The sequence below is a fragment of the Citrobacter sp. Cf088 genome, from assembly GCF_030334295.1.
Lineage (GTDB): Bacteria > Pseudomonadota > Gammaproteobacteria > Enterobacterales > Enterobacteriaceae > Citrobacter > Citrobacter freundii.
Map to the genome: position 1 here is coordinate 1 of NZ_JAOWEE010000019.1, position 18,696 is coordinate 18,696.

An 18,696-nucleotide genomic window follows, 5' to 3' on the forward strand; every position below is an offset into this window, starting at 1 on the left:
GGATGGGCTTTTTTGCGTGTGTGCGGGGTAAAACCGCCGGGCTGAACGTATTGTGCAGGCCTGATAAGCGCAGCGCATCACGTAATTCCGGCGGCAGATTGCTGGATTCGACCTAACCACCTTAATCGATTAACAAAAGCACACTGTCACGGATCTCTCCCTCGAACATATCTGAATCCTTTCTCTGCTAATTAAAACTGTGATCTTTCCTGCATAATAATATATAACAATTATATAACATTTAATTCACCAAAAAACACACAACCATCATTGATAAATTCATGCGATCGTTGGCAGGGGTACAATTCTAATGGCTGATAGTAGTGTAACTGAGAACGGGGCTCTGGCAGACGGCGATACCCGCCGTCGTATATGGGCGATTGTCGGAGCATCATCAGGGAATCTGGTCGAATGGTTTGATTTCTATATCTACTCTTTCTGTTCTCTTTATTTTGCTCATATCTTTTTCCCATCAGGAAATACCACCACACAACTCTTACAAACCGCCGGCGTGTTTGCCGCAGGCTTCTTGATGCGACCAATTGGAGGCTGGTTGTTTGGCCGTATTGCGGATAAGCACGGGCGTAAAAAGTCCATGTTGCTGTCCGTTTGTATGATGTGTATGGGATCGTTGGTGATCGCTTGTCTACCGGGATATGAAACTATCGGTACCTGGGCCCCTGCGTTATTACTGCTGGCCAGACTATTCCAGGGGTTATCTGTAGGTGGTGAATACGGAACCAGCGCGACCTATATGAGTGAAGTTGCCGTTGAAGGTAAGAAAGGTTTTTATGCTTCATTCCAGTACGTGACGTTAATCGGCGGACAGTTACTGGCATTGTTGGTTGTGGTCATATTACAGCACACGTTAGAAGACTCTGCGCTCAGAGCGTGGGGGTGGCGTATTCCATTTGCGTTGGGCGCCGTGCTGGCTATTGTTGCGCTATGGCTGCGTCGCCAACTGGATGAAACCTCGAAACAGGACGTTCGCGCGCTGAAAGAAGCGGGTTCCCTGAAAGGTCTGTGGCGTAATCGCAAAGCCTTTGTCATGGTGCTTGGCTTTACCGCCGCGGGTTCGTTGTGTTTTTACACGTTCACAACCTACATGCAGAAATACCTGGTCAATACAGCTGGTATGCATGCCAACGTAGCCAGCGGGATTATGACGGCGGCACTGTGTGTGTTCATGCTGGTTCAACCGCTGTTCGGCGCTTTGTCAGATAAGATTGGCCGGCGTACTTCAATGCTGTGTTTTGGCGCGTTGGCTGCGATTTTCACTGTTCCCATTCTGACAGCATTGCAAAGCGTAACATCCCCGTATATGGCGTTTGCTCTGGTGATGTGTGCCCTGTTAATCGTGAGTTTCTATACGTCAATCAGCGGTATTTTGAAGGCTGAGATGTTCCCGGCGCAGGTGCGCGCTCTGGGAGTTGGCTTATCTTATGCGGTGGCTAATGCCCTGTTTGGTGGCTCAGCTGAATATGTGGCGTTATCCCTGAAGTCTGTCGGTATGGAAACGACATTCTTCTGGTACGTCACCGCGCTGGCAATTGTCGCGTTTTTAGTATCGCTGATGCTGCATGGGAAGGGGAAAGGTCTGCGCCTCTAATAATGTGCCAGTTGCCAGACCGCATAGCCGGTAGACGCGCCTGCAACATCCCAGGCGAAGTCCTTCCAGCTCCAGCCGCTCCCTGCGGGACGGCTGTCCCACAGTTCTTTTGACGCGCCCAGGCTGACTGAGAACATCAGGCCGATAGCCGCACTGCGATCGCGGCTGTTGCCCTGATGTTGGGCATATTCATTGCCGGCTGCGGCAAGCATGGCGGAGGCGATGAAGTGTTGAGCTTTGTCTTGCCCACTCCACTGGTCGTTAGCCATGTGGCTGCAGCCAGAAATGGCCAGGATGCTGGTAAGAATGAACAGGCGCACCGTTGCCTCCATATGAAAAACCCCGTCACTGGACGGGGTCTTGATTACAGAATACGGCTAATTAATCTGTCGATACGAATACGGCGTAGTCGACGAATGAGCTTACGCACTTTGACTGGATAGTCAGCAATACTTTGCAGGTCGCGATAGTGCTTAACGACGGTAGTATGCGTACGGATAAGCTCCAGCTCTTTATCGCGCTGGGGAGTCAGCTCTTGCTTAGGATCGTGGATAAGGATTGCGTTTTCCAGATCCAGACGCCAGGCGCGAGGGTTAAGGTTGTTGCCGGTGAGCAGCATCCATTTATCATCAACCCACATACCTTTCAGATGATAGGTGTTGTCATCATCTTTCCATAGGCGTACGACCAACTGGTCGGTATTTACGTAATACTGCAATCTGCTCAGGAAACGGCGCAGATTTATTTCATACAGATAAGGCAGCGCGCCGATGATCTTGAATGGCTCATCTTCTGGAATGAAAAAGTCGTTGGCGGTTTTATCACCGACAATGATTTCAACCTTTTTCCCTTCACGCAGCAGTTGAATGATATTGCGCACCAGTATGGCGGGCAGGTTGAAATAAGGGGTACAGATTGTGAGTTTGTGCTCCGCGCAGGGCATAAGATGGAAAATGGTCTTATTTAACAGACTGGATTTCCCAAGGCCCACCAGAGGCGTAACCGAAAGCTGTTCGTTATCAGCATCACCCTGAAAATGGAATGACGCATCACGCAGTTCTTGGCGGTACAGGCGGATGTCGTTTTTAATTTCCGGGCTTTTAGGTCGGTTGATATCATCAAGGCGGTTAACGCCGCGACCCTTTATCAGGTTCTGCGTAACCCAATCGAACATGATATCGGCCATTTGCGCATTGCGAATCAACTGATAACGGTCATAGCGATATTTATCATGCTGATGCAGGTAAACATCGTTCAGACTGGCCCCGCTGTACAGGACGCTGTCATCGATAATAAAGCCTTTGAAATGCAGGACGCCAAGTGCTTCACGGGTGTTAATCGGAACGCCATAAACAGGAATATCGATACCAGGGTTTTCTTGCGCCATTCGGCAATACCAGTCAGCATTAGTATTGGATGCCGCAGCTCCAATACGACCGCGCTGAGCTCTGTGCCAGTCGACAAGCACCCGGACATCCAGTTCAGGACGCTGCCGTTTTGCCGCATAGAGAGCGTCAAGTATGCCTTTACCACCGTCATCCTGTTCCAGGTACAGCGCAATAATGCAGATCCGTCGCGTCGCGCTGGCTATTTTTTCCAGCAGAGTCTCCCTGAAATTAGCGGGAGCATAAAAGAAATCTACATCATCAACTGACTGAGAAATCTTGGGTAGTTGGGCAAGGTGTTGTTGATGTTTATTACGCTTAAATTTTGACAACATCACAGTGCATTTCTTCTCTGTTCATTGAAGGGTCCTCTGTGCTATGCAGACGACATAAGCGGGCAATGATACCACCAGTACCCATTAATGTGGTCAACATTTCCAGTACCTTACTCACGATTCCTCACATTGGGCCAGATTAAGCGTTAGCCCAACAATTCCCTCTTCGAGCTGGACGTCAACAACAAACCCGAGTTTTCGGGCCAGGGCGACCATCCCACGATTGTTTGGCATCGTAATACCATTCAAACGTATAAGTCCGTGATCTCGGGTATATGCAATTAATTTTTCCATCAATCGGCGACCCAGTCCAAGCCCTTTGAGATCGGAACGAACCAGTACGGCAAACTCAGCATCTACGTTATCAGGATCCGAGATTGCTCGCGTTACGCCGAGGATCTCTTCGTGATTATCTTTACAACGCACCGCAACAAAAGCCATTTCCCGATCGTAGTCGATCTGCGTCATATTGGCTAAATCTTCGTGGGTAAATTCATTGATCTCACTGAAATAGCGATAATAAAGATCTTCTTTTGTCACTTGAGAAATGAACTGCTGTAGATGAGGTTCATCCTCCGGTAAAATGGGGCGGAACAGACAGCGCTGGCCGTTCTTCAACTCCACCCACTCTTCAAGCTGATGGGGGTAGGGACGTACAGCCAGTCTGCTTTCGTTATCTCCCGTGAAAGGGGCAATATCCAGCGTAACGTCCAGCGCGGTAAATTCTTCGGCGGAGGCCAGCAGCGGATGGATATCCAGACGCTGAATCTCCGGGCAGTCGACGATCAGGTTGGAGACCTGCACCAGAAGTTGGCTCAACCCGGCGATATCCAGCGGACGTAGTGCGCTGCGAGCGCGGATCTTTTTATTTTTGATCCCCTGGATCACCAGATAACGCGCCAGATTCATGTTCAATGGCGGCAAGGCCACCACGGCTTGCTCTTCCGGTCGCCACTCAACACCACCTTCACCCAGCATAATCAACGGGCCAAATACCGGGTCGTGTTCAACGACGACGCGAAGCTCTTGAGCACCAGCGCGATTCGCCATACTTTGTACTAATAAACCGTGAATGCGTGCCTGCGGCCAGGCCATTTTTACCCGATCGAAAATTGCATTGGCAGCCTGCTGCACTTCTGTTGCTGTACGCAGGTAGAGCATTACCCCCTGAACTTCCGACTTATGCGGGATATCAGGAGAACGCAGCTTGAGCGCCACCGGGTAGCCGATTTGCTCCGCGATGTGTACGGCCTCTGCGCTGTCGCTGGCGATCCATGTCGGCAGTGTATGTAAGCCATAGGCCTGTAAAATAGGCTGAACTTCATGAGTATCCAGTGACGTTGCGCCTTCTGCAATCGCCTGTTGTAACAGATTATGCGCTTCGGCGGTGTTGGTGGTCAGATTGTCGGGTAGCGCTGGCGTTTCACGCAGTTGCTTCTGGTTACGCCGGTACTCCACCATATGCATAAATGCAGTGATAGTGCCTTCAGGCGTGCGGTAGGTTGGTAATCCGGCTTCGCTAAACAGTCTGCGGGCTTCCTGAGAGGAAAACTCTCCGCACCAGTTGGTCAGCAACGAGACGAATTTTCCTCGGGGATGATGCTTTACCGCTTCAATCAATGCCTGTGCGCTTTCGGTTCCGGGAGCGGCTGCGCTGGGTGAATGAATCACCATCAACGCGTCGAAATCCTGGCTGGCGAGCAAAATATCCAGCGTCTTAACGTAGTGTTCGCTGCTGGCGTCATCACGCAGATCCAGTGGGTTGGCGATATCAACATGTTCAGGCAATGCATCTCGTAATTTCTGGCAGGTGTCTTCACTCAACGTCGCCAACTTGCCATTTTTTGACCACAGTTCATCTAATGCCAGTGCGGCAGGCGCGGCCCCATTGCTGATGATCATCAGCCTGTCGCCACGTAGTGGACGCATGTGGCTCAAGGTTTCGACTGCTGAGAACAGCTCGTGAGTGTCTTGTACGCGCAGTAAACCGGCGCGCTGAATAGCTGCATCCCACGCAGGGTCCATCCCGGCGCTGGTATGCAGTAAACGCTGCGCTGCAGGGCTGCGACCGCTCTTAATCACCAGAATAGGTTTATTGCGCGAGGCGCTACGGGCGGCGGAAACAAAGCGCCGGGCATCACTTAAATGTTCGAGATACAGCAATATCGCGCTTGTTTTACTGTCGCGTGCCAGGTAATCCAGTAGCTCATCAACGTCGATATCCAGGCTATCACCCAGCGCGATAAAGTAAGAAAAGCCCATTTCTCTCTGCTGTGCCCAGTCGAGTATGGTATTGGATACGGCGGCGGATTGAGAGATGAAAGCTAACTTGCCGCGCTTAATCGGGACGGGGGAAAAGCTGGCGTTAAGTCCTTGCCAGGGGGCGAGAAGTCCCAAGCTGTTGGGACCCAGAAGACGTATGTTGTAGCGTGATGCGCAGGCCAGCAGCTCCGCGTGCTGCGCCGAGGGAGCTGAGAGAATAATGCAGGTTTTACAGCCTTTCTCGCCAAGTGCTTCGAGTAATGCCAGGTTACGGCTGGCATTGGTGCACAACACGGCGAGATCGGGGCTAAAAGGCAGGCTGTTGATATTGGGCCACGCCAGTACGCCCAACACCGCTTTCCATGCGGGCGTCACCGGTAAAACAGGTCCATTGAAACCGCCGGCAAGCAGGTTACGCATCATCAGGTAACCCGCGCGATTAGGCTTCATTGATGCCCCAATCACCGCAATGGATTTCGGTCGCAATAGTGCTTCCAGACCACGCTGACTCATATCGGCTTCCTTAATGACACCAGTGACCGAATGATTTTAAACGTTTTCTGATGAATCTGCTGTGACGCTTCCCTGATGTTGAGTTTTTCCTGCCAGGTAGCGGGTTTTAAAGCGAGTAAAATGATCGCTTAACCCTTCTGCGGCTTGCGTATCTCCCGCCAGATCCAACAAGGCGATGGCCACCTCGGCTGTGCAATATTGCCCTTCGGCGTGAACGCCACGCAGGTGGTAAGCAGAAAGGCGTGATAAATCAACAGAGATCACCGGCAGGTTATCGAGGTACGGGCTTTTGCGGAACATTTTACGCGCCTCAGGCCAGGTGCCGTCGAGCATGATAAACAATGGGGGCTTACCGGCTGGTGGCGTGAAGATCACTTCACGCTCTTCACCCGCATAGGAGGCCGGGAATACAACCATCGGCTGGTAATCCGGATTTTTTACCAGTTCCAGCAGCGCCTGCGGCGGCTCGGTACGCGACCACTGAAAAGCCGTGGTATCGGGCAGAATATCAGCAATTAAACGCCCCGTGTTGCTGGGCTTCATCGGCTCGGTATCAAACATCACCAGACAAAAGCGACTTTTTGCCTCAGAGGGCGCCAGAGTTGCGCACAAGCAGAGCCTCTGCGGCAGCAGGCAGCGTTGACAGCGGCGAACGCGATTACCTCGGGCAAGGAAAGGACGCGTGGCGCGCGCGAGGCGCTCAGCGCGTAACTGAAGAACAGCGTTATCGGTCATGGGGAAACACGTTGAAAAACGCTATTGTCGCAGAGGTGAAAACGGGGCACAAGATGCGCCCCGTAGAGATTATAATGATTCGTTAAGCCAGCTATCAAACGGGGCTTTTGGTACAGCGCCGTTAAGCATGTCGACGATTTCACCTTTTCTGAAGATCATGATGGTCGGAATGCTGCGGATACCGAAACGGGCGCTGAGTTCACGCTCGGCTTCCGTATTCACTTTAACAAAACGCACTTTGCCGCTACGCTCTTCCGCGACATCTTCAAAAATCGGGGCGAAGTTACGACATGGACCACACCAGGGGGCCCAAAAGTCAACGACAACCGGGAGATCGTCTTTTAACAGTTTATCCAGTGTCTCACCGGTCGCATTGATCACCTCCCCATCAAACAGGTCGTGACCACAGCGTCCGCATTTAGCCGCTTCCTGGACACGATCGTCAGGGATGCGGTTGATAGCCTGGCAGCTGGTACAAACGGTATTCATAACTAACCTCTGGATGAGTGGAGTGGACTTCACGGCATAAACGCCAGTATGTTTCTATTATGTTACATATTATCGGAGAGTCTGTTCTAAACAACAATGCGTTTTATTCAATGAGTACAATAGTCCTTAGCTTTTAAATGAAATAATGGCTAACGACGTGCACATCGGGTAATCTGCGCGCTTCGCGCAGAGCAGGTGGAGAAAAACATGAGCGACGAACTGAAGAACAAAAACGGCAAGGTCAAAGTGATGTACGTCCGCAGTGACGATGACTCGGATAAACGCACCCAAAATCCACGTACTGGCAAAGGCGGCGGTCGCCCCGGTACTTCCCGAGCCGAAGGCGGTCGTCGCCCTGCCCGTGATGAACGAAAGGGTCCGAACAGCGAACGTGGTCGTGAACGCGGGCGTGACCGCGATGTAGAACGCGACCGCAGACGTGAAGATTCACCGTGGCGTACCGTTTCCCGCGCACCGAATGATGACGCAGCGGATAAAGCCGATCACGGCGGTATTAGCGGTAAGAGCTTTATCGATCCTGAAGTATTACGCCGTCAGCGCGCGGAAGAAACCCGCGTTTATGGTGAGAATGCCTGTCAGGCTCTGTTCCAGAGTCGTCCGGACGCTATCGTCCGCGCCTGGTTTGTTCAGAGCGTAACCCCGCGTTTTAAAGAAGCATTACGCTGGATGGCGGCAAACCGCAAAGCCTATCACGTGGTTGACGAAGCCGAGCTGGCGAAAGCCTCTGGCACTGAACACCACGGTGGCGTCTGTTTCCTGATCAAAAAACGTAACGGTACTACCGTTAAGCAGTGGGTCGGTCAGGCAGGGGCGCAGGATTGCGTGCTGGCACTGGAAGATATCGCTAACCCGCATAACCTGGGCGGTATGATGCGTAGCTGCGCGCACTTCGGTGTGAAAGGCGTGGTGGTTCAGGATGCGGCGCTGCTGGAATCGGGGGCGGCTATCCGTACCGCTGAAGGTGGAGCAGAGCATGTTCAGCCGATTACCGGTGACAGCATTGTTGATGTGTTGGACGATTTCCGTAATGCGGGTTACACGGTAGTGATGACCTCAAGCGTGAAAGGTAAACCGCTGTTTACTACCACGCTGCCGGAAAAAATGGTGCTGGTATTAGGGCGTGAGCGTGAAGCTCTGCCAGAAGCAGCATGTTCAGCCGACGACCTGTGTGTGGCGATTGACGGTACCGGCAAGGTAGAAACGCTCAATGTTTCTGTCGCGACCGGCGTGTTGCTCGCGGAGTGGTGGCGTCAGAACAAAGCCTGATAATAAAAATGCCAGCGAATCGCTGGCATTTTTTTACTCGCTCTCTGCGGGTAATACCGGCATCCAGTCAATTGGTTTTTCACCTCGTTGTTCCAGCCATTCATTAGCCAGTACAAAGTGATTGCAACCAAAGAAACCGCGATGCGCAGAGAGCGGTGATGGGTGTGGCGCTTTCAACACATGGTGACGCTGCGCATCAATAATCGCGCCTTTCTTCTGTGCGTGAGAACCCCAGAGCAGGAAAACCACGCCTTCCCGATGTTGGTTAATCAGGCTGATGACTTTATCGGTAAAGGTTTCCCATCCAAGGCTGGCGTGAGAATGTGCCTGACCGGCGCGAACGGTGAGTACGGTGTTGAGTAACAGTACGCCCTGGCGTGCCCAGCTTTCCAGATATCCGTGCGTGGGGCGTGTGAAGCCGGGAATTGTTGCTTCCAGCTCTTTGTACATGTTCAGCAACGAAGGCGGAGTGGCAATGCCGGGGCGGACAGAGAACGCGAGACCGTGTGCCTGGCCTGGGCCGTGGTAAGGATCCTGACCCAGGATGACAACTTTCACGTCACCAAGCTCGGTAAAACGAAACGCGTTAAACACATCTTTTTGCGGCGGATAAATTGTCATTCCTGACTGACGCTCGCCGGCAACAGTATGCAGTGTGTTAACAAAATAAGGCTGCTGTTTTTCTTCAGCCAGCACATCGTGCCAGGTTAATTCGGTGGCCATCTCGCTCTCCTGCGAATTTTCAATCCCCCTAGCTTAACTGCTTCTTTCGATGTCGCAAAATTCTGTACGTTTCTCAATGGTCTACCCCTTAAAGATAGTTGAAAATTTATGTAAAAAGTTTAGCTGTGTACATGGCGTAAGTTGATGTAAAACAATAAAATCTATCTATCACCACTTTTCATGTGTGGTTTTTGTTGATTTAAATCAAAGATTCAGGGGTGTGTGAGGGGTATATATACACTCAAGCAACAATGGTTTTACCAATTGGCCGGATGACGGCCAACCGAGATCAAATAATTTTGCCGGGGAGGCATCAAATGATTACAGGTATCCAGATTACTAAAGCTGCAAACGACGACCTGCTGAACTCTTTCTGGCTGCTGGACAGCGAAAAAGGCGAAGCACGCTGCATCGTTGCGAAAGCAGGTTTCAATGCTGATGAAGTCGTTGCTGTCAGCAAACTGGGCGAAATCGAATACCGTGAAGTACCGGTAGACGTACAGCCGGAAGTCCGCGTGGAAGGTGGTCAGCACCTGAACGTGAACGTTCTGCGTCGCGAAACGCTGGAAGATGCAGTTAAGCATCCGGAAAAATATCCGCAGTTGACCATCCGTGTTTCTGGTTATGCAGTGCGTTTCAACTCTCTGACCCCAGAACAGCAGCGCGACGTTATTGCTCGTACCTTTACTGAGAGCCTGTAAGGCTCACGGGGAATAGCCCCGTTTAGCAAAGAATCAAAAAGCGGAAGATGCCAGTGTGTCTTCCGCTTTTTTGCATCCGTTAGTAAAAGATCCTTACCGCGCAATACACCAACAGCAGCGCCAGAATGATATTCAACTGCCGGCCGTAACGGCGAAAAACGCGCTGAAAAAGATGGCCCGCCAGCGCCCAGCAGGCATTTCCGAAGGTGCCGATCAGCGCCAACAGAATACTCACCCCAATCAGCCAGTGCGCGTCCTGAGTGTACGGTAATACAAACGTGGATAACGCAGTAATGCCGTACAAAATGATTTTGACGTTAACAAACTGCAAGCCAAAACTCGCCCAGAAGCTAATCGGCTCTGACAGCAAACCATCGTTTGTAGCCGGGCTGGTGGCGATCTTCAGCGCCAGCCACAGGATATAAGCTGCCCCAGCCCAACTGAGCCAATGGATAATGGCAGGATCCATAACCGCCAGTGAAAATGAAATCCCGGCGCACATCAGCATGACGATTAAAAAGCCCAAACTCATTCCGGCCAGTACGCGCGTACTCTGACGAAAACCGTGTGATGTCGCGGCACTGAGCGCAAGGATGTTGTTTGGTCCGGGGGTTAGCGCGGTAATCAATGTATAGGTCCAGAATGCACTTAAAAGGGTGGGGGTCACTTGTTATCTCCTCTGTTTTGGTAGACAGTACCCGAGACAAAACATTTAAAAAAATGAATGTTTTTGCATTCTGAATTCGATATTTTCGATGGGTTAGTGCGAATGGATTTACGTCGGTTTATTACGTTAAAAACAGTGGTGGAAGAGGGCTCATTCCTGCGGGCATCACAAAAACTGTGTTGTACGCAATCAACAGTTACCTTTCATATTCAACAGCTTGAGCAAGAACTTTCGGTGCAGTTGTTTGAAAAAATTGGACGCCGGATGTGTCTCACCAGTGAGGGAAAACGGCTGATGCCGCATATCCATGACCTGACGCGCGTGATGGCATCGATTCGACAGTCAGCACATCAGGATGCGCAGCCGAGCGGCGAGCTACGTGTCGCGACGGGCGAAACGCTGCTGGCGTATAAAATGCCGCAGGTTTTACAGCGATTTAAACAACGTGCGCCCCATGTGCGGTTGTCTTTACAGTCACTCAATTGCTATGTCATTCGCGATGCGTTGCTCAGTGATGAGGTCGATCTGGGGGTGTTTTATCGGGTGGGTAATGACGATGCCCTTGAGTTGATGCCGCTAGGCGATCAGTCACTGGCATTAGTTGCTTCACCGCTGCTCCAGCACGTTGATTTTACTCAGTCTAACCAACACATTCCCTGCAGTTTTATCATTAATGAGCCGCAATGTATTTTCAGACAGCGCTTCGAGGGGCTACTGCGTAAACGACAGATTACGCTGGAAAATACCATTGAGCTATGGAGCATTGAAAGCATTAAGCAGTGCGTATCGGCAAATCTTGGGGTCAGCTTTTTGCCGCGTTTTGCCGTTGAGAAGGAGCTACGTTCTGGGGAATTGATTGAATTACCGTACAGTGAACAACCTGAGTTAATTACGGCATTGTGTGGTTATCATGCCGGAAAAGTCGTTAGTCCGGCGATGCGGATATTTCTTGAGTGTATTGAAGAGAGTTTTGCATCACGTGAAAAAATGCCGGGCTAAACGGCCCGGCATTCGGTTTACTCTTTGTCGGACTGCTGGGTAGCAGCTCCGCTCGGCTTACGACGTTTGCCGATATTTTTTGCATCGCGGTGACGTTTTTTCACCCGCGGCTTCTCTTTCTCTTTCGCTTTTTTCTCGGCGCGCTTCGCCAGCACTTTCTTGGATGGTTTACCGTTGGATTTCTCACTTGGCGCGCGCGTGGTTGGACGCAGTTCGTCGATGACGCGTGCTTTCAGCGGTTCGTCAATATAGCGGCTCGCTTTGCCGAGAAGTAGATGGTCGTGCGCTTCAACCAAAGAGATCGCAGTACCTTTACGACCTGCGCGACCGGTACGGCCAATGCGGTGCAGATAGGCATCGCCACTGCGCGGCATGTCGAAGTTAAACACATGGCTGACGTCAGGAATATCGATCCCGCGAGCGGCAACGTCGGTGGCTACCAGCACGTTCACGCGGCCATCGGTCAGGCGTTTGATCGCTTCATTGCGTTTGTTCTGCACCATCTCGCCTTCGAGATAGCAGTTGTTAATGCCCGCCTGGCGCAGCCAGCCTGCCAGCTCGTGCACACGCTCGCGTTTACGTACGAAGACAATCGAGCGGGTCGCTTCCGGCTGTTTTAACAGATGGATCAACAGCGCAGTTTTGTGCTCGATGTCATCGGCACGGTAGTAAAACTGATGGATCTTCTTGCGTTCGCGGGTGGACGGATCCGCTGAGACTTCGACCGGATCTTCCAACAGACGCTCGGCAAAATCTTTAATCGCATCGCCTTCCAGCGTGGCGGAGAACAGCATGGTTTGCTTACGCCAGCGGGTTTCACCGGCGATATGTTCGATGTCCTGGGCAAAACCCATGTCCAGCATACGATCTGCTTCATCGAGAATTAGCGTCTCAACCGCATGGCAGTCGAAGTTTTCTTCTTTAATGTATTGCAGCAGACGACCCGTGGTGGCAACCACGATGTCCTGGTTTTCGCTAAAGACTTCCATGTGGTTCATGTAAGCCACGCCGCCGGTAATGGTCGCGATATCCAGATGCGTATTTTTCGCCAGCTCACGGGCGTGTTCAGCAACCTGCATCGCCAGTTCGCGCGTTGGCGTCAGGATTAAAATGCGCGGCGGACCAGATTTCTTGCGTGGGAAGTCGAGCAGGTGCTGCAACGCTGGCAGCAAATATGCCGCCGTTTTACCGGTGCCTGTCGGCGCAGAACCGAGTACATCACGGCCATCGAGCGCAGGCGGAATGGCGGCAGCCTGAATGGCGGTCGGGCGAGTGAAACCTTTTTCCTGGAGGGCATCCAGAAGGCTTTCATCGAGTTCAAGTTCGGAAAAAGTCGTTACAGTCATGTTCTACCTCTGAGTGGGGCGCTGATTATAGACGTTACGGCTGCAATCTTCATCTGTTTGTATGGATATACCTTCTCAGGTATTGTTTTTATCCTATGTTATCGTTTTTTTTCCAGGAAGGTTGTTCTTCATGCCCCAGTCTACATCCGTACTGAAACGTAATGGATTTACTTTTAAGCAGTTTTTTGTGGCACACGATCGCTGTGCAATGAAAGTCGGAACGGACGGTATTTTATTGGGGGCCTGGGCCCCCGTTGCGGGCGTAAAGCGGATCCTGGATATTGGTACCGGGAGCGGCCTGTTGGCGCTGATGCTGGCCCAGCGCACTGATGAAAACGTCATCATTGACGCCGTGGAGCTTGATGTCGACGCCGCGCAGCAGGCGCAGGAGAACATCGCGCAATCTCCGTGGATGCATCGCGTGAGTGTTCATACAGAAGATGCGCAACAGTGGATACCGCGTCAGACCGTGCGTTTTGATTTGATAATCAGCAATCCTCCCTATTATGAACAGGGCGTGGAATGCGCTACACCGCAGCGCGAGCAGGCCCGCTATACCACCTCGCTCGATCACCAGGCGTTGCTTACGCTGGCGGCGGACAGCATTACGGAAGACGGCTTTTTTTGTGTGGTGCTACCGGAGCAGATTGGTAACGCATTTACTCAGCAGGCGCTTAGCATGGGCTGGCATCTGCGATTGCGCACGGATGTAGCAGAAACCGAGGCCCGTCTACCGCATCGGGTATTGCTGGCATTCTCCCCGCAGGCCGGGGAGTGCTTTAGCGACAGGCTGGTGATCCGTGGGCCAGACCAACGTTACTCTGAAGGTTATACGGCGCTGACCCAGGCGTTCTATCTGTTTATGTGATGACTGAGCGGCGAGAGAATTGACGGGCCCGCCTCTGGAAGCTGTTCTGGATAATCCAGCGTGTAGTGCAGGCCCCGACTCTCTTTGCGCATCATCGCGCAGCGGACAATCAGCTCGGCAACCTGCACCAGATTGCGCAGCTCCAGTAGGTTGTTCGACACACGGAAATGGGCGTAATACTCGTCGATTTCCTGTTGCAGCATGGTGATACGGCGCAGAGCGCGTTCCAGGCGCTTGGTCGTACGGACAATACCGACGTAATCCCACATGAACAGCCGCAGTTCATGCCAGTTATGCTGGATAACAACCAACTCATCCGGATTTTCTACCCGGCTTTCATCCCAGCCCGGGAGCGTGCTGACGCCGCGTGCATAAGGCATACGCCTGTCGATATCTTCAGCCGCGGACCAGCCGTAAACAAGACACTCCAGCAATGAGTTCGATGCCATCCGGTTGGCGCCATGCAGGCCGGTGTAACTCACTTCGCCGATCGCATACAGCCCATCGACATCGGTACGGCCAAAGTCATCAACCATCACGCCGCCGCAGGTATAGTGCGCGGCAGGCACGATGGGAACAGGCTCTTTGGTTAGATCAATGCCCAGTCCCAGCAACTTTTCATAAATCATCGGGAAATGCTGACGAACAAATTTTTCCGGTTTATGACTGATATCGAGGAACATGCAATCTGCACCCAGGCGCTTCATTTCATGATCAATGGCGCGGGCGACAATATCGCGGGGAGCCAGTTCGCCACGCTCGTCAAAATCGGGCATAAAGCGTGAACCGTCCGGGCGTTTCAGGTGCGCGCCTTCGCCGCGCAGCGCTTCGGTCAGCAGAAAATTGCGCGCCTGCGGATGATACAGCGCTGTTGGGTGAAACTGGTTAAACTCCAGGTTGGCGACGCGGCATCCCGCACGCCAGGCCATTGCAATTCCGTCACCCGAGGAAATATCCGGATTGGTGGTGTATTGATACACCTTTGACGCGCCGCCGGTTGCCAGCACTACCGACTTCGCATGGCAGGTTTCGACGGCTTCTTTATTACGATTCCAGATCCAGGCTCCGACAACCCGACGCGTTCCCGGCAGACCGATTTTATCGGAGACAATCAGGTCGACAGCATTACTGCGCTCGAGAACCCGGATGTTGGGGTGATTTTGTGCCTGGCTGACGAGGGTGGTTTCGACTTCTTTGCCGGTAGCATCCGCAGCGTGCAGGATACGTCGATGGCTGTGACCGCCTTCACGGGTCAGGTGATAGCTCTCTTCACCGTTAGGCTGAACCTGCGTATCAAATAAGACGCCCTGATCGATTAGCCATTGAACGCAGGTACGGGCATTGCTGGCGACAAATTCAACCGCATGGCGATCGCACAACCCGGCCCCGGCAATCAGCGTATCTTCAACGTGGGAGTCGATACTGTCGGTTTCATCGAAAACCGCGGCAATACCGCCCTGGGCATAAAATGTCGAGCCTTCGCTGACCGGCCCTTTGCTCAGGACAATAACCTGATGTTTTTCAGCCAGGCGCAGCGCCAGTGAGAGTCCGGCAGCCCCGCTGCCAATGATCAGCACGTCACAGGATAATTCAGGAGTCGTATTCATGATTTTTGTTTAATTTACTAAACAGTGTTTGGTCACCATAGCACCACATTGCGCGATACTGCACGTTTTATTTTTAAACGTGTTGCAATGACTAAACATGAAAGAAAAACATGATGAGGGTGAAATAGGCAAAAATATTTTGTGAAGCAGGCCGTTAGCATCAGATTATGTGATGAAATAAAGTGCCCGTTGGGTTACTCTGCAAGCGGTGAAATGGGCATTTCTGTACAGATAGTGCGTTGATCGGGTTATGTAGACTTATAATGAGAGATAAGACCTGTCTACAACATGACAAACAAAAAACAATGCGTAACGGAACTTTACGAAACTTGAGCACTCTAAGCATTTGCTTGCTCATAGTGAAGCTGATGGAGTGGCGTTTCGAAGGCGCGTGGAAATTTGGTTTGGGGAGACTTTACCTCGGATGAGCGAGCAGTTAACGGACCAGGTCCTGGTAGAACGGGTCCAGAAGGGAGATCAGAAAGCCTTTAACCTACTGGTAGTGCGCTATCAGCATAAGGTGGCGAGTCTGGTTTCTCGCTATGTACCGTCGGGTGATGTACCCGATGTAGTACAAGAAGCATTTATCAAAGCCTATCGTGCGCTGGACTCGTTCCGGGGGGATAGTGCTTTTTATACCTGGCTGTATCGTATTGCGGTCAATACAGCGAAGAATTACCTGGTCGCTCAGGGGCGTCGTCCACCTTCCAGTGATATAGATGCGATTGAAGCAGAAAATTACGAAAGTGGCGGTGCGCTGAAAGAAATTTCGAACCCTGAGAACTTAATGTTGTCAGAAGAACTGAGACAGATAGTTTTCCGAACTATTGAGTCCCTCCCGGAAGATTTACGCATGGCAATAACCTTGCGGGAGCTGGATGGCCTGAGCTATGAAGAGATAGCCGCTATCATGGATTGTCCGGTGGGTACGGTGCGTTCACGTATCTTCCGAGCGAGGGAAGCTATTGATAATAAAGTTCAACCGCTTATCAGGCGTTGACGATAGCGGGATACTGGAAAAGGTATTAGGCATGCAGAAAGAAAAACTTTCCGCTTTAATGGATGGCGAAACGCTGGATACTGAGTTGCTCAAAGAGCTGGCTCACGACCCGGAAATGCAAAAAACCTGGGAGAGTTATCACCTGATTCGCGATTCCATGCGAGGTGATACTGCCGACGTTCTCCATTTCGATATTTCCGCCCGCGTAATGGCCGCCATCCAGGATGAGCCGGTACGTCAGACGGCGCCATTGATTCCTGAGGCCCAGCCAGCACCGCACCAGTGGCAGAAAATGCCGTTCTGGAAGAAAATGCGTCCGTGGGCCGCGCAGCTTACTCAAATGGGTGTGGCCGCGTGTGTATCACTTGCAGTTATTGTTGGCGTCCAGCACTATAATGGGCAATCTGAAACGTCCCAGCAGCCCGAAACGCCGGTATTTAATACATTACCGATGATGGGTAAAGCCAGTCCGGTAAGCCTGGGTGTACCTTCTGATGCGACGGCCAGCGGCGGTCAACAACAGCAGGTACAGGAGCAGCGTCGTCGTATTAATGCCATGTTGCAGGATTACGAACTGCAACGTCGACTGCACTCTGAACAGCTTCAGTTTGAGCAGGCCCAGACACAGCAAGCCGCTGTGCAGGTGCCAGGAATTCAAACTTTAGGAACGCAATCGCAGTAATGAAGCAACTTTGGTTTGCCATGTCACTTGTGGCTGGTAGCCTGTTCTTCTCTGTCAACGCCTCGGCCAATCCTGCGTCCGGGGCGTTGTTGCAGCAGATGAATCTGGCCAGCCAGTCGCTCACCTATGAGCTGTCATTTGTCAGCATCAATAAGCAGGGTGTTGAATCCCTACGTTATCGCCATGCCCGCCAGGATAACCGTCCGCTCGCGCAACTGTTGCAAATGGATGGTCCGCGCCGGGAAGTGGTGCAACGTGGCAACGAAATCAGCTATTTTGAGCCAGGTCTCGAACCGTTCACGCTGAACGGCGACTATATCGTTGACTCACTGCCCTCCCTGATTTACACCGACTTCAAACGTCTTGCTCCCTACTATGATTTTATCTCAGTAGGCCGCACCCGTATTGCCGACAGGCTCTGTGAAGTGATCCGCGTTGTGGCGCGTGACGGCACCCGTTACAGCTATATCGTTTGGATGGACACGGAGACCAAGCTGCCAATGCGTGTTGATCTTCTTGACCGTGATGGCGAAACGCTGGAACAGTTCCGCGTCATCGCGTTTACTGTTAACAACGGTGTCAGCGACAGCATGCAGACGCTGGCGAAAGCCAATCTGCCGCCGTTGCTGTCAGTTCCTGCGGGTGAGAAAACCAACTTCAACTGGAGTCCGTCGTGGTTGCCGCAAGGCTTCAGCGAGGTGTCCAGCAGTCGACGTCCGCTGCCGACGATGGATAACATGCCGATCGAATCACGGCTTTATTCCGATGGTCTGTTCAGTTTCTCCGTGAACGTAAACCGCGCGACGCAAAACAGCGCCGATCAGCTGCTGCGCACTGGACGCCGCACGGTTAGCACCAGCGTGCGAGATAATGCCGAAATCACTATTGTCGGTGAGCTTCCGCCGCAAACGGCGAAGCGTATCGCGGACAATATTAAGTTCAGGGCAGCACAATGATTAAAGAGTGGGCGACGGTCGTCTCCTGGCAAAATGGTCTGGCGACGGTCAGCTGTGATGTTAAAGCATCATGTAGCAGCTGTGCTTCCCGGGCCGGATGCGGGAGCCGCGTGCTGAACAAACTGGGACCTCAGACCACACACACCATCGTGGTGCCCTGCGACGAACCCTTGACCCCTGGTCAAAAAGTTGAACTGGGCATTGCCGAAGGTAGCCTGCTCGGTTCGGCGATGCTGGTCTACATGTCTCCGTTGGCGGGACTGTTTCTTTTCGCGGCGCTATTCCAGGTGCTGTTTGGTTCCGATCTTGCGGCATTAAGCGGAGCAGTGCTGGGGGGCGTGGGCGGATTCCTGATTGCTCGTGGATACTCTCGTAAGCTTGCTGAACGCGAAGCCTGGCAGCCGGTCATTATGAACGTTGCTCTCCCACCCGATCTTATTCGCGTCGAAACCCAGCAGTGATATCTTTGCCTGATGGCACTGCGCTTATCAGGCCTACAGCGTCCTCAGATGCAGGCGTAGGCCGGATAAGG

Annotated in this window: 19 protein-coding genes; 10 read left to right on the plus strand and 9 right to left on the minus strand. The window is 52.2% G+C overall.

Annotation, left to right across the window (positions count from 1 at the left end; all coding sequences use genetic code 11):
- Window positions 1-310: 310 nt before the first annotated feature.
- On the plus strand, window positions 311-1,609 hold the full coding sequence (locus OGV71_RS00565; protein ID WP_204583350.1) for an MFS transporter: 1,299 nt from the start codon (window positions 311-313) through the stop codon (window positions 1,607-1,609).
- Here OGV71_RS00565 and OGV71_RS00570 read toward each other — a convergent pair.
- From OGV71_RS00570 to trxC, 5 genes are all read right to left on the minus strand, one after another.
- Window positions 1,606-1,941 (minus strand): YfiM family lipoprotein, encoded by a 336-nt coding sequence (locus OGV71_RS00570; RefSeq protein ID WP_153687927.1) that lies wholly within the window; start codon window positions 1,939-1,941, stop codon window positions 1,606-1,608. The two genes, OGV71_RS00565 and OGV71_RS00570, sit on opposite strands and share 4 nt — an antisense overlap.
- A gap of 32 nt (window positions 1,942-1,973) precedes the next feature.
- On the minus strand, window positions 1,974-3,329 hold the full coding sequence (gene pssA / locus OGV71_RS00575) for a CDP-diacylglycerol--serine O-phosphatidyltransferase (protein ID WP_008319601.1): 1,356 nt from the start codon (window positions 3,327-3,329) through the stop codon (window positions 1,974-1,976).
- Between the two features lie 114 nt (window positions 3,330-3,443).
- Complete coding sequence (locus OGV71_RS00585) at window positions 3,444-6,104, minus strand: bifunctional acetate--CoA ligase family protein/GNAT family N-acetyltransferase (RefSeq protein ID WP_204583351.1); 2,661 nt, start codon at window positions 6,102-6,104, stop codon at window positions 3,444-3,446.
- A gap of 36 nt (window positions 6,105-6,140) precedes the next feature.
- The gene (tapT, locus tag OGV71_RS00590; protein ID WP_192465360.1) at window positions 6,141-6,839 is read right to left on the minus strand and encodes a tRNA-uridine aminocarboxypropyltransferase; all 699 of its coding nucleotides are present in this window, start codon (window positions 6,837-6,839) and stop codon (window positions 6,141-6,143) included.
- Between the two features lie 69 nt (window positions 6,840-6,908).
- Window positions 6,909-7,328: a thioredoxin TrxC gene (trxC, locus tag OGV71_RS00595; RefSeq protein WP_003037559.1), complete on the minus strand. Its 420-nt coding sequence runs from the start codon at window positions 7,326-7,328 to the stop codon at window positions 6,909-6,911.
- 207 nt (window positions 7,329-7,535) lie between these two features.
- Here trxC and OGV71_RS00600 point away from each other — a divergent pair, with 207 nt between their 5' ends.
- The gene (locus OGV71_RS00600) at window positions 7,536-8,615 is read left to right on the plus strand and encodes a tRNA/rRNA methyltransferase (protein WP_003037560.1); all 1,080 of its coding nucleotides are present in this window, start codon (window positions 7,536-7,538) and stop codon (window positions 8,613-8,615) included.
- A 33-nt stretch (window positions 8,616-8,648) separates the two neighbouring features.
- Here OGV71_RS00600 and ung read toward each other — a convergent pair whose 3' ends face one another.
- Entirely contained in the window at window positions 8,649-9,338 is a 690-nt protein-coding gene (gene ung / locus OGV71_RS00605) for a uracil-DNA glycosylase (RefSeq protein ID WP_003037561.1), read from the minus strand.
- Between the two features lie 317 nt (window positions 9,339-9,655).
- Between ung and grcA the strand changes: the two genes are divergently transcribed.
- On the plus strand, window positions 9,656-10,039 hold the full coding sequence (gene grcA, locus OGV71_RS00610; protein WP_003037563.1) for an autonomous glycyl radical cofactor GrcA: 384 nt from the start codon (window positions 9,656-9,658) through the stop codon (window positions 10,037-10,039).
- Between the two features lie 79 nt (window positions 10,040-10,118).
- Here the strand turns inward: grcA and eamB are convergent, their stop codons facing one another.
- Entirely contained in the window at window positions 10,119-10,706 is a 588-nt protein-coding gene (gene eamB / locus OGV71_RS00615; protein WP_032949823.1) for a cysteine/O-acetylserine transporter, read from the minus strand.
- Between the two features lie 102 nt (window positions 10,707-10,808).
- Between eamB and OGV71_RS00620 the strand changes: the two genes are divergently transcribed.
- Window positions 10,809-11,705 carry a LysR family transcriptional regulator gene (locus OGV71_RS00620; protein WP_110249043.1) on the plus strand — a complete coding sequence of 299 codons (897 nt, stop codon included), beginning with the start codon at window positions 10,809-10,811 and terminating at the stop codon, window positions 11,703-11,705.
- Window positions 11,706-11,722: 17 nt separating this feature from the next.
- On the opposite strand, the gene srmB is transcribed toward OGV71_RS00620, so the two are convergent.
- Complete coding sequence (srmB, locus tag OGV71_RS00625) at window positions 11,723-13,051, minus strand: ATP-dependent RNA helicase SrmB (protein WP_003037569.1); 1,329 nt, start codon at window positions 13,049-13,051, stop codon at window positions 11,723-11,725.
- Between the two features lie 130 nt (window positions 13,052-13,181).
- Here srmB and trmN point away from each other — a divergent pair, with 130 nt between their 5' ends.
- Window positions 13,182-13,919 carry a tRNA(1)(Val) (adenine(37)-N(6))-methyltransferase TrmN gene (gene trmN, locus OGV71_RS00630; RefSeq protein ID WP_044714660.1) on the plus strand — a complete coding sequence of 246 codons (738 nt, stop codon included), beginning with the start codon at window positions 13,182-13,184 and terminating at the stop codon, window positions 13,917-13,919.
- Here the strand turns inward: trmN and nadB are convergent.
- Entirely contained in the window at window positions 13,904-15,526 is a 1,623-nt protein-coding gene (nadB, locus tag OGV71_RS00635) for an L-aspartate oxidase (protein ID WP_204583352.1), read from the minus strand. The genes trmN and nadB overlap by 16 nt on opposite strands.
- 305 nt (window positions 15,527-15,831) lie before the next feature.
- Here nadB and rseD point away from each other — a divergent pair, with 305 nt between their 5' ends.
- Genes rseD through rseC form a run of 5 tightly spaced genes read left to right on the plus strand, consistent with a single transcriptional unit; the run spans window position 15,832 to window position 18,625 of the window.
- The gene (rseD, locus tag OGV71_RS00640; RefSeq protein ID WP_223306697.1) at window positions 15,832-15,954 is read left to right on the plus strand and encodes a rpoE leader peptide RseD; all 123 of its coding nucleotides are present in this window, start codon (window positions 15,832-15,834) and stop codon (window positions 15,952-15,954) included.
- Entirely contained in the window at window positions 15,951-16,526 is a 576-nt protein-coding gene (rpoE, locus tag OGV71_RS00645; RefSeq protein WP_003037573.1) for an RNA polymerase sigma factor RpoE, read from the plus strand. The genes rseD and rpoE overlap by 4 nt, the downstream gene beginning before the upstream one ends.
- Window positions 16,527-16,557: 31 nt before the next feature.
- Window positions 16,558-17,208 carry an anti-sigma-E factor RseA gene (gene rseA, locus OGV71_RS00650; protein WP_003037574.1) on the plus strand — a complete coding sequence of 217 codons (651 nt, stop codon included), beginning with the start codon at window positions 16,558-16,560 and terminating at the stop codon, window positions 17,206-17,208.
- A complete protein-coding gene (gene rseB, locus OGV71_RS00655) occupies window positions 17,208-18,164 on the plus strand; it encodes a sigma-E factor regulatory protein RseB (RefSeq protein WP_003037575.1) in 957 nt (318 codons plus the stop codon). Before rseA ends, rseB begins: the two co-directional genes overlap by 1 nt.
- On the plus strand, window positions 18,161-18,625 hold the full coding sequence (gene rseC, locus OGV71_RS00660; protein WP_204583353.1) for a SoxR-reducing system protein RseC: 465 nt from the start codon (window positions 18,161-18,163) through the stop codon (window positions 18,623-18,625). The genes rseB and rseC overlap by 4 nt, the downstream gene beginning before the upstream one ends.
- Window positions 18,626-18,696 lie beyond the last annotated feature (71 nt).

Excerpts from the sequence above, each read along its gene's own strand:
- OGV71_RS00570 (WP_153687927.1), bottom strand. The coding sequence starts at position 1,941 with ATGGAGGCAACGGTGCGCCTGTTCATTCTTACCAGCATCCTGGCCATT.
- rseC (WP_204583353.1), top strand. The coding sequence starts at position 18,161 with ATGATTAAAGAGTGGGCGACGGTCGTCTCCTGGCAAAATGGTCTGGCG.
- srmB (WP_003037569.1), bottom strand. The coding sequence starts at position 13,051 with ATGACTGTAACGACTTTTTCCGAACTTGAACTCGATGAAAGCCTTCTG.
- ung (WP_003037561.1), bottom strand. The coding sequence starts at position 9,338 with ATGGCCACCGAATTAACCTGGCACGATGTGCTGGCTGAAGAAAAACAG.
- grcA (WP_003037563.1), top strand. The coding sequence starts at position 9,656 with ATGATTACAGGTATCCAGATTACTAAAGCTGCAAACGACGACCTGCTG.
- rseA (WP_003037574.1), top strand. The coding sequence starts at position 16,558 with ATGCAGAAAGAAAAACTTTCCGCTTTAATGGATGGCGAAACGCTGGAT.
- OGV71_RS00585 (WP_204583351.1), bottom strand. The coding sequence starts at position 6,104 with ATGAGTCAGCGTGGTCTGGAAGCACTATTGCGACCGAAATCCATTGCG.
- rseD (WP_223306697.1), top strand. The coding sequence starts at position 15,832 with ATGCGTAACGGAACTTTACGAAACTTGAGCACTCTAAGCATTTGCTTG.
- tapT (WP_192465360.1), bottom strand. The coding sequence starts at position 6,839 with ATGACCGATAACGCTGTTCTTCAGTTACGCGCTGAGCGCCTCGCGCGC.
- OGV71_RS00600 (WP_003037560.1), top strand. The coding sequence starts at position 7,536 with ATGAGCGACGAACTGAAGAACAAAAACGGCAAGGTCAAAGTGATGTAC.
- OGV71_RS00565 (WP_204583350.1), top strand. The coding sequence starts at position 311 with ATGGCTGATAGTAGTGTAACTGAGAACGGGGCTCTGGCAGACGGCGAT.
- OGV71_RS00620 (WP_110249043.1), top strand. The coding sequence starts at position 10,809 with ATGGATTTACGTCGGTTTATTACGTTAAAAACAGTGGTGGAAGAGGGC.
- rpoE (WP_003037573.1), top strand. The coding sequence starts at position 15,951 with ATGAGCGAGCAGTTAACGGACCAGGTCCTGGTAGAACGGGTCCAGAAG.
- trmN (WP_044714660.1), top strand. The coding sequence starts at position 13,182 with ATGCCCCAGTCTACATCCGTACTGAAACGTAATGGATTTACTTTTAAG.
- rseB (WP_003037575.1), top strand. The coding sequence starts at position 17,208 with ATGAAGCAACTTTGGTTTGCCATGTCACTTGTGGCTGGTAGCCTGTTC.
- nadB (WP_204583352.1), bottom strand. The coding sequence starts at position 15,526 with ATGAATACGACTCCTGAATTATCCTGTGACGTGCTGATCATTGGCAGC.
- pssA (WP_008319601.1), bottom strand. The coding sequence starts at position 3,329 with ATGTTGTCAAAATTTAAGCGTAATAAACATCAACAACACCTTGCCCAA.
- trxC (WP_003037559.1), bottom strand. The coding sequence starts at position 7,328 with ATGAATACCGTTTGTACCAGCTGCCAGGCTATCAACCGCATCCCTGAC.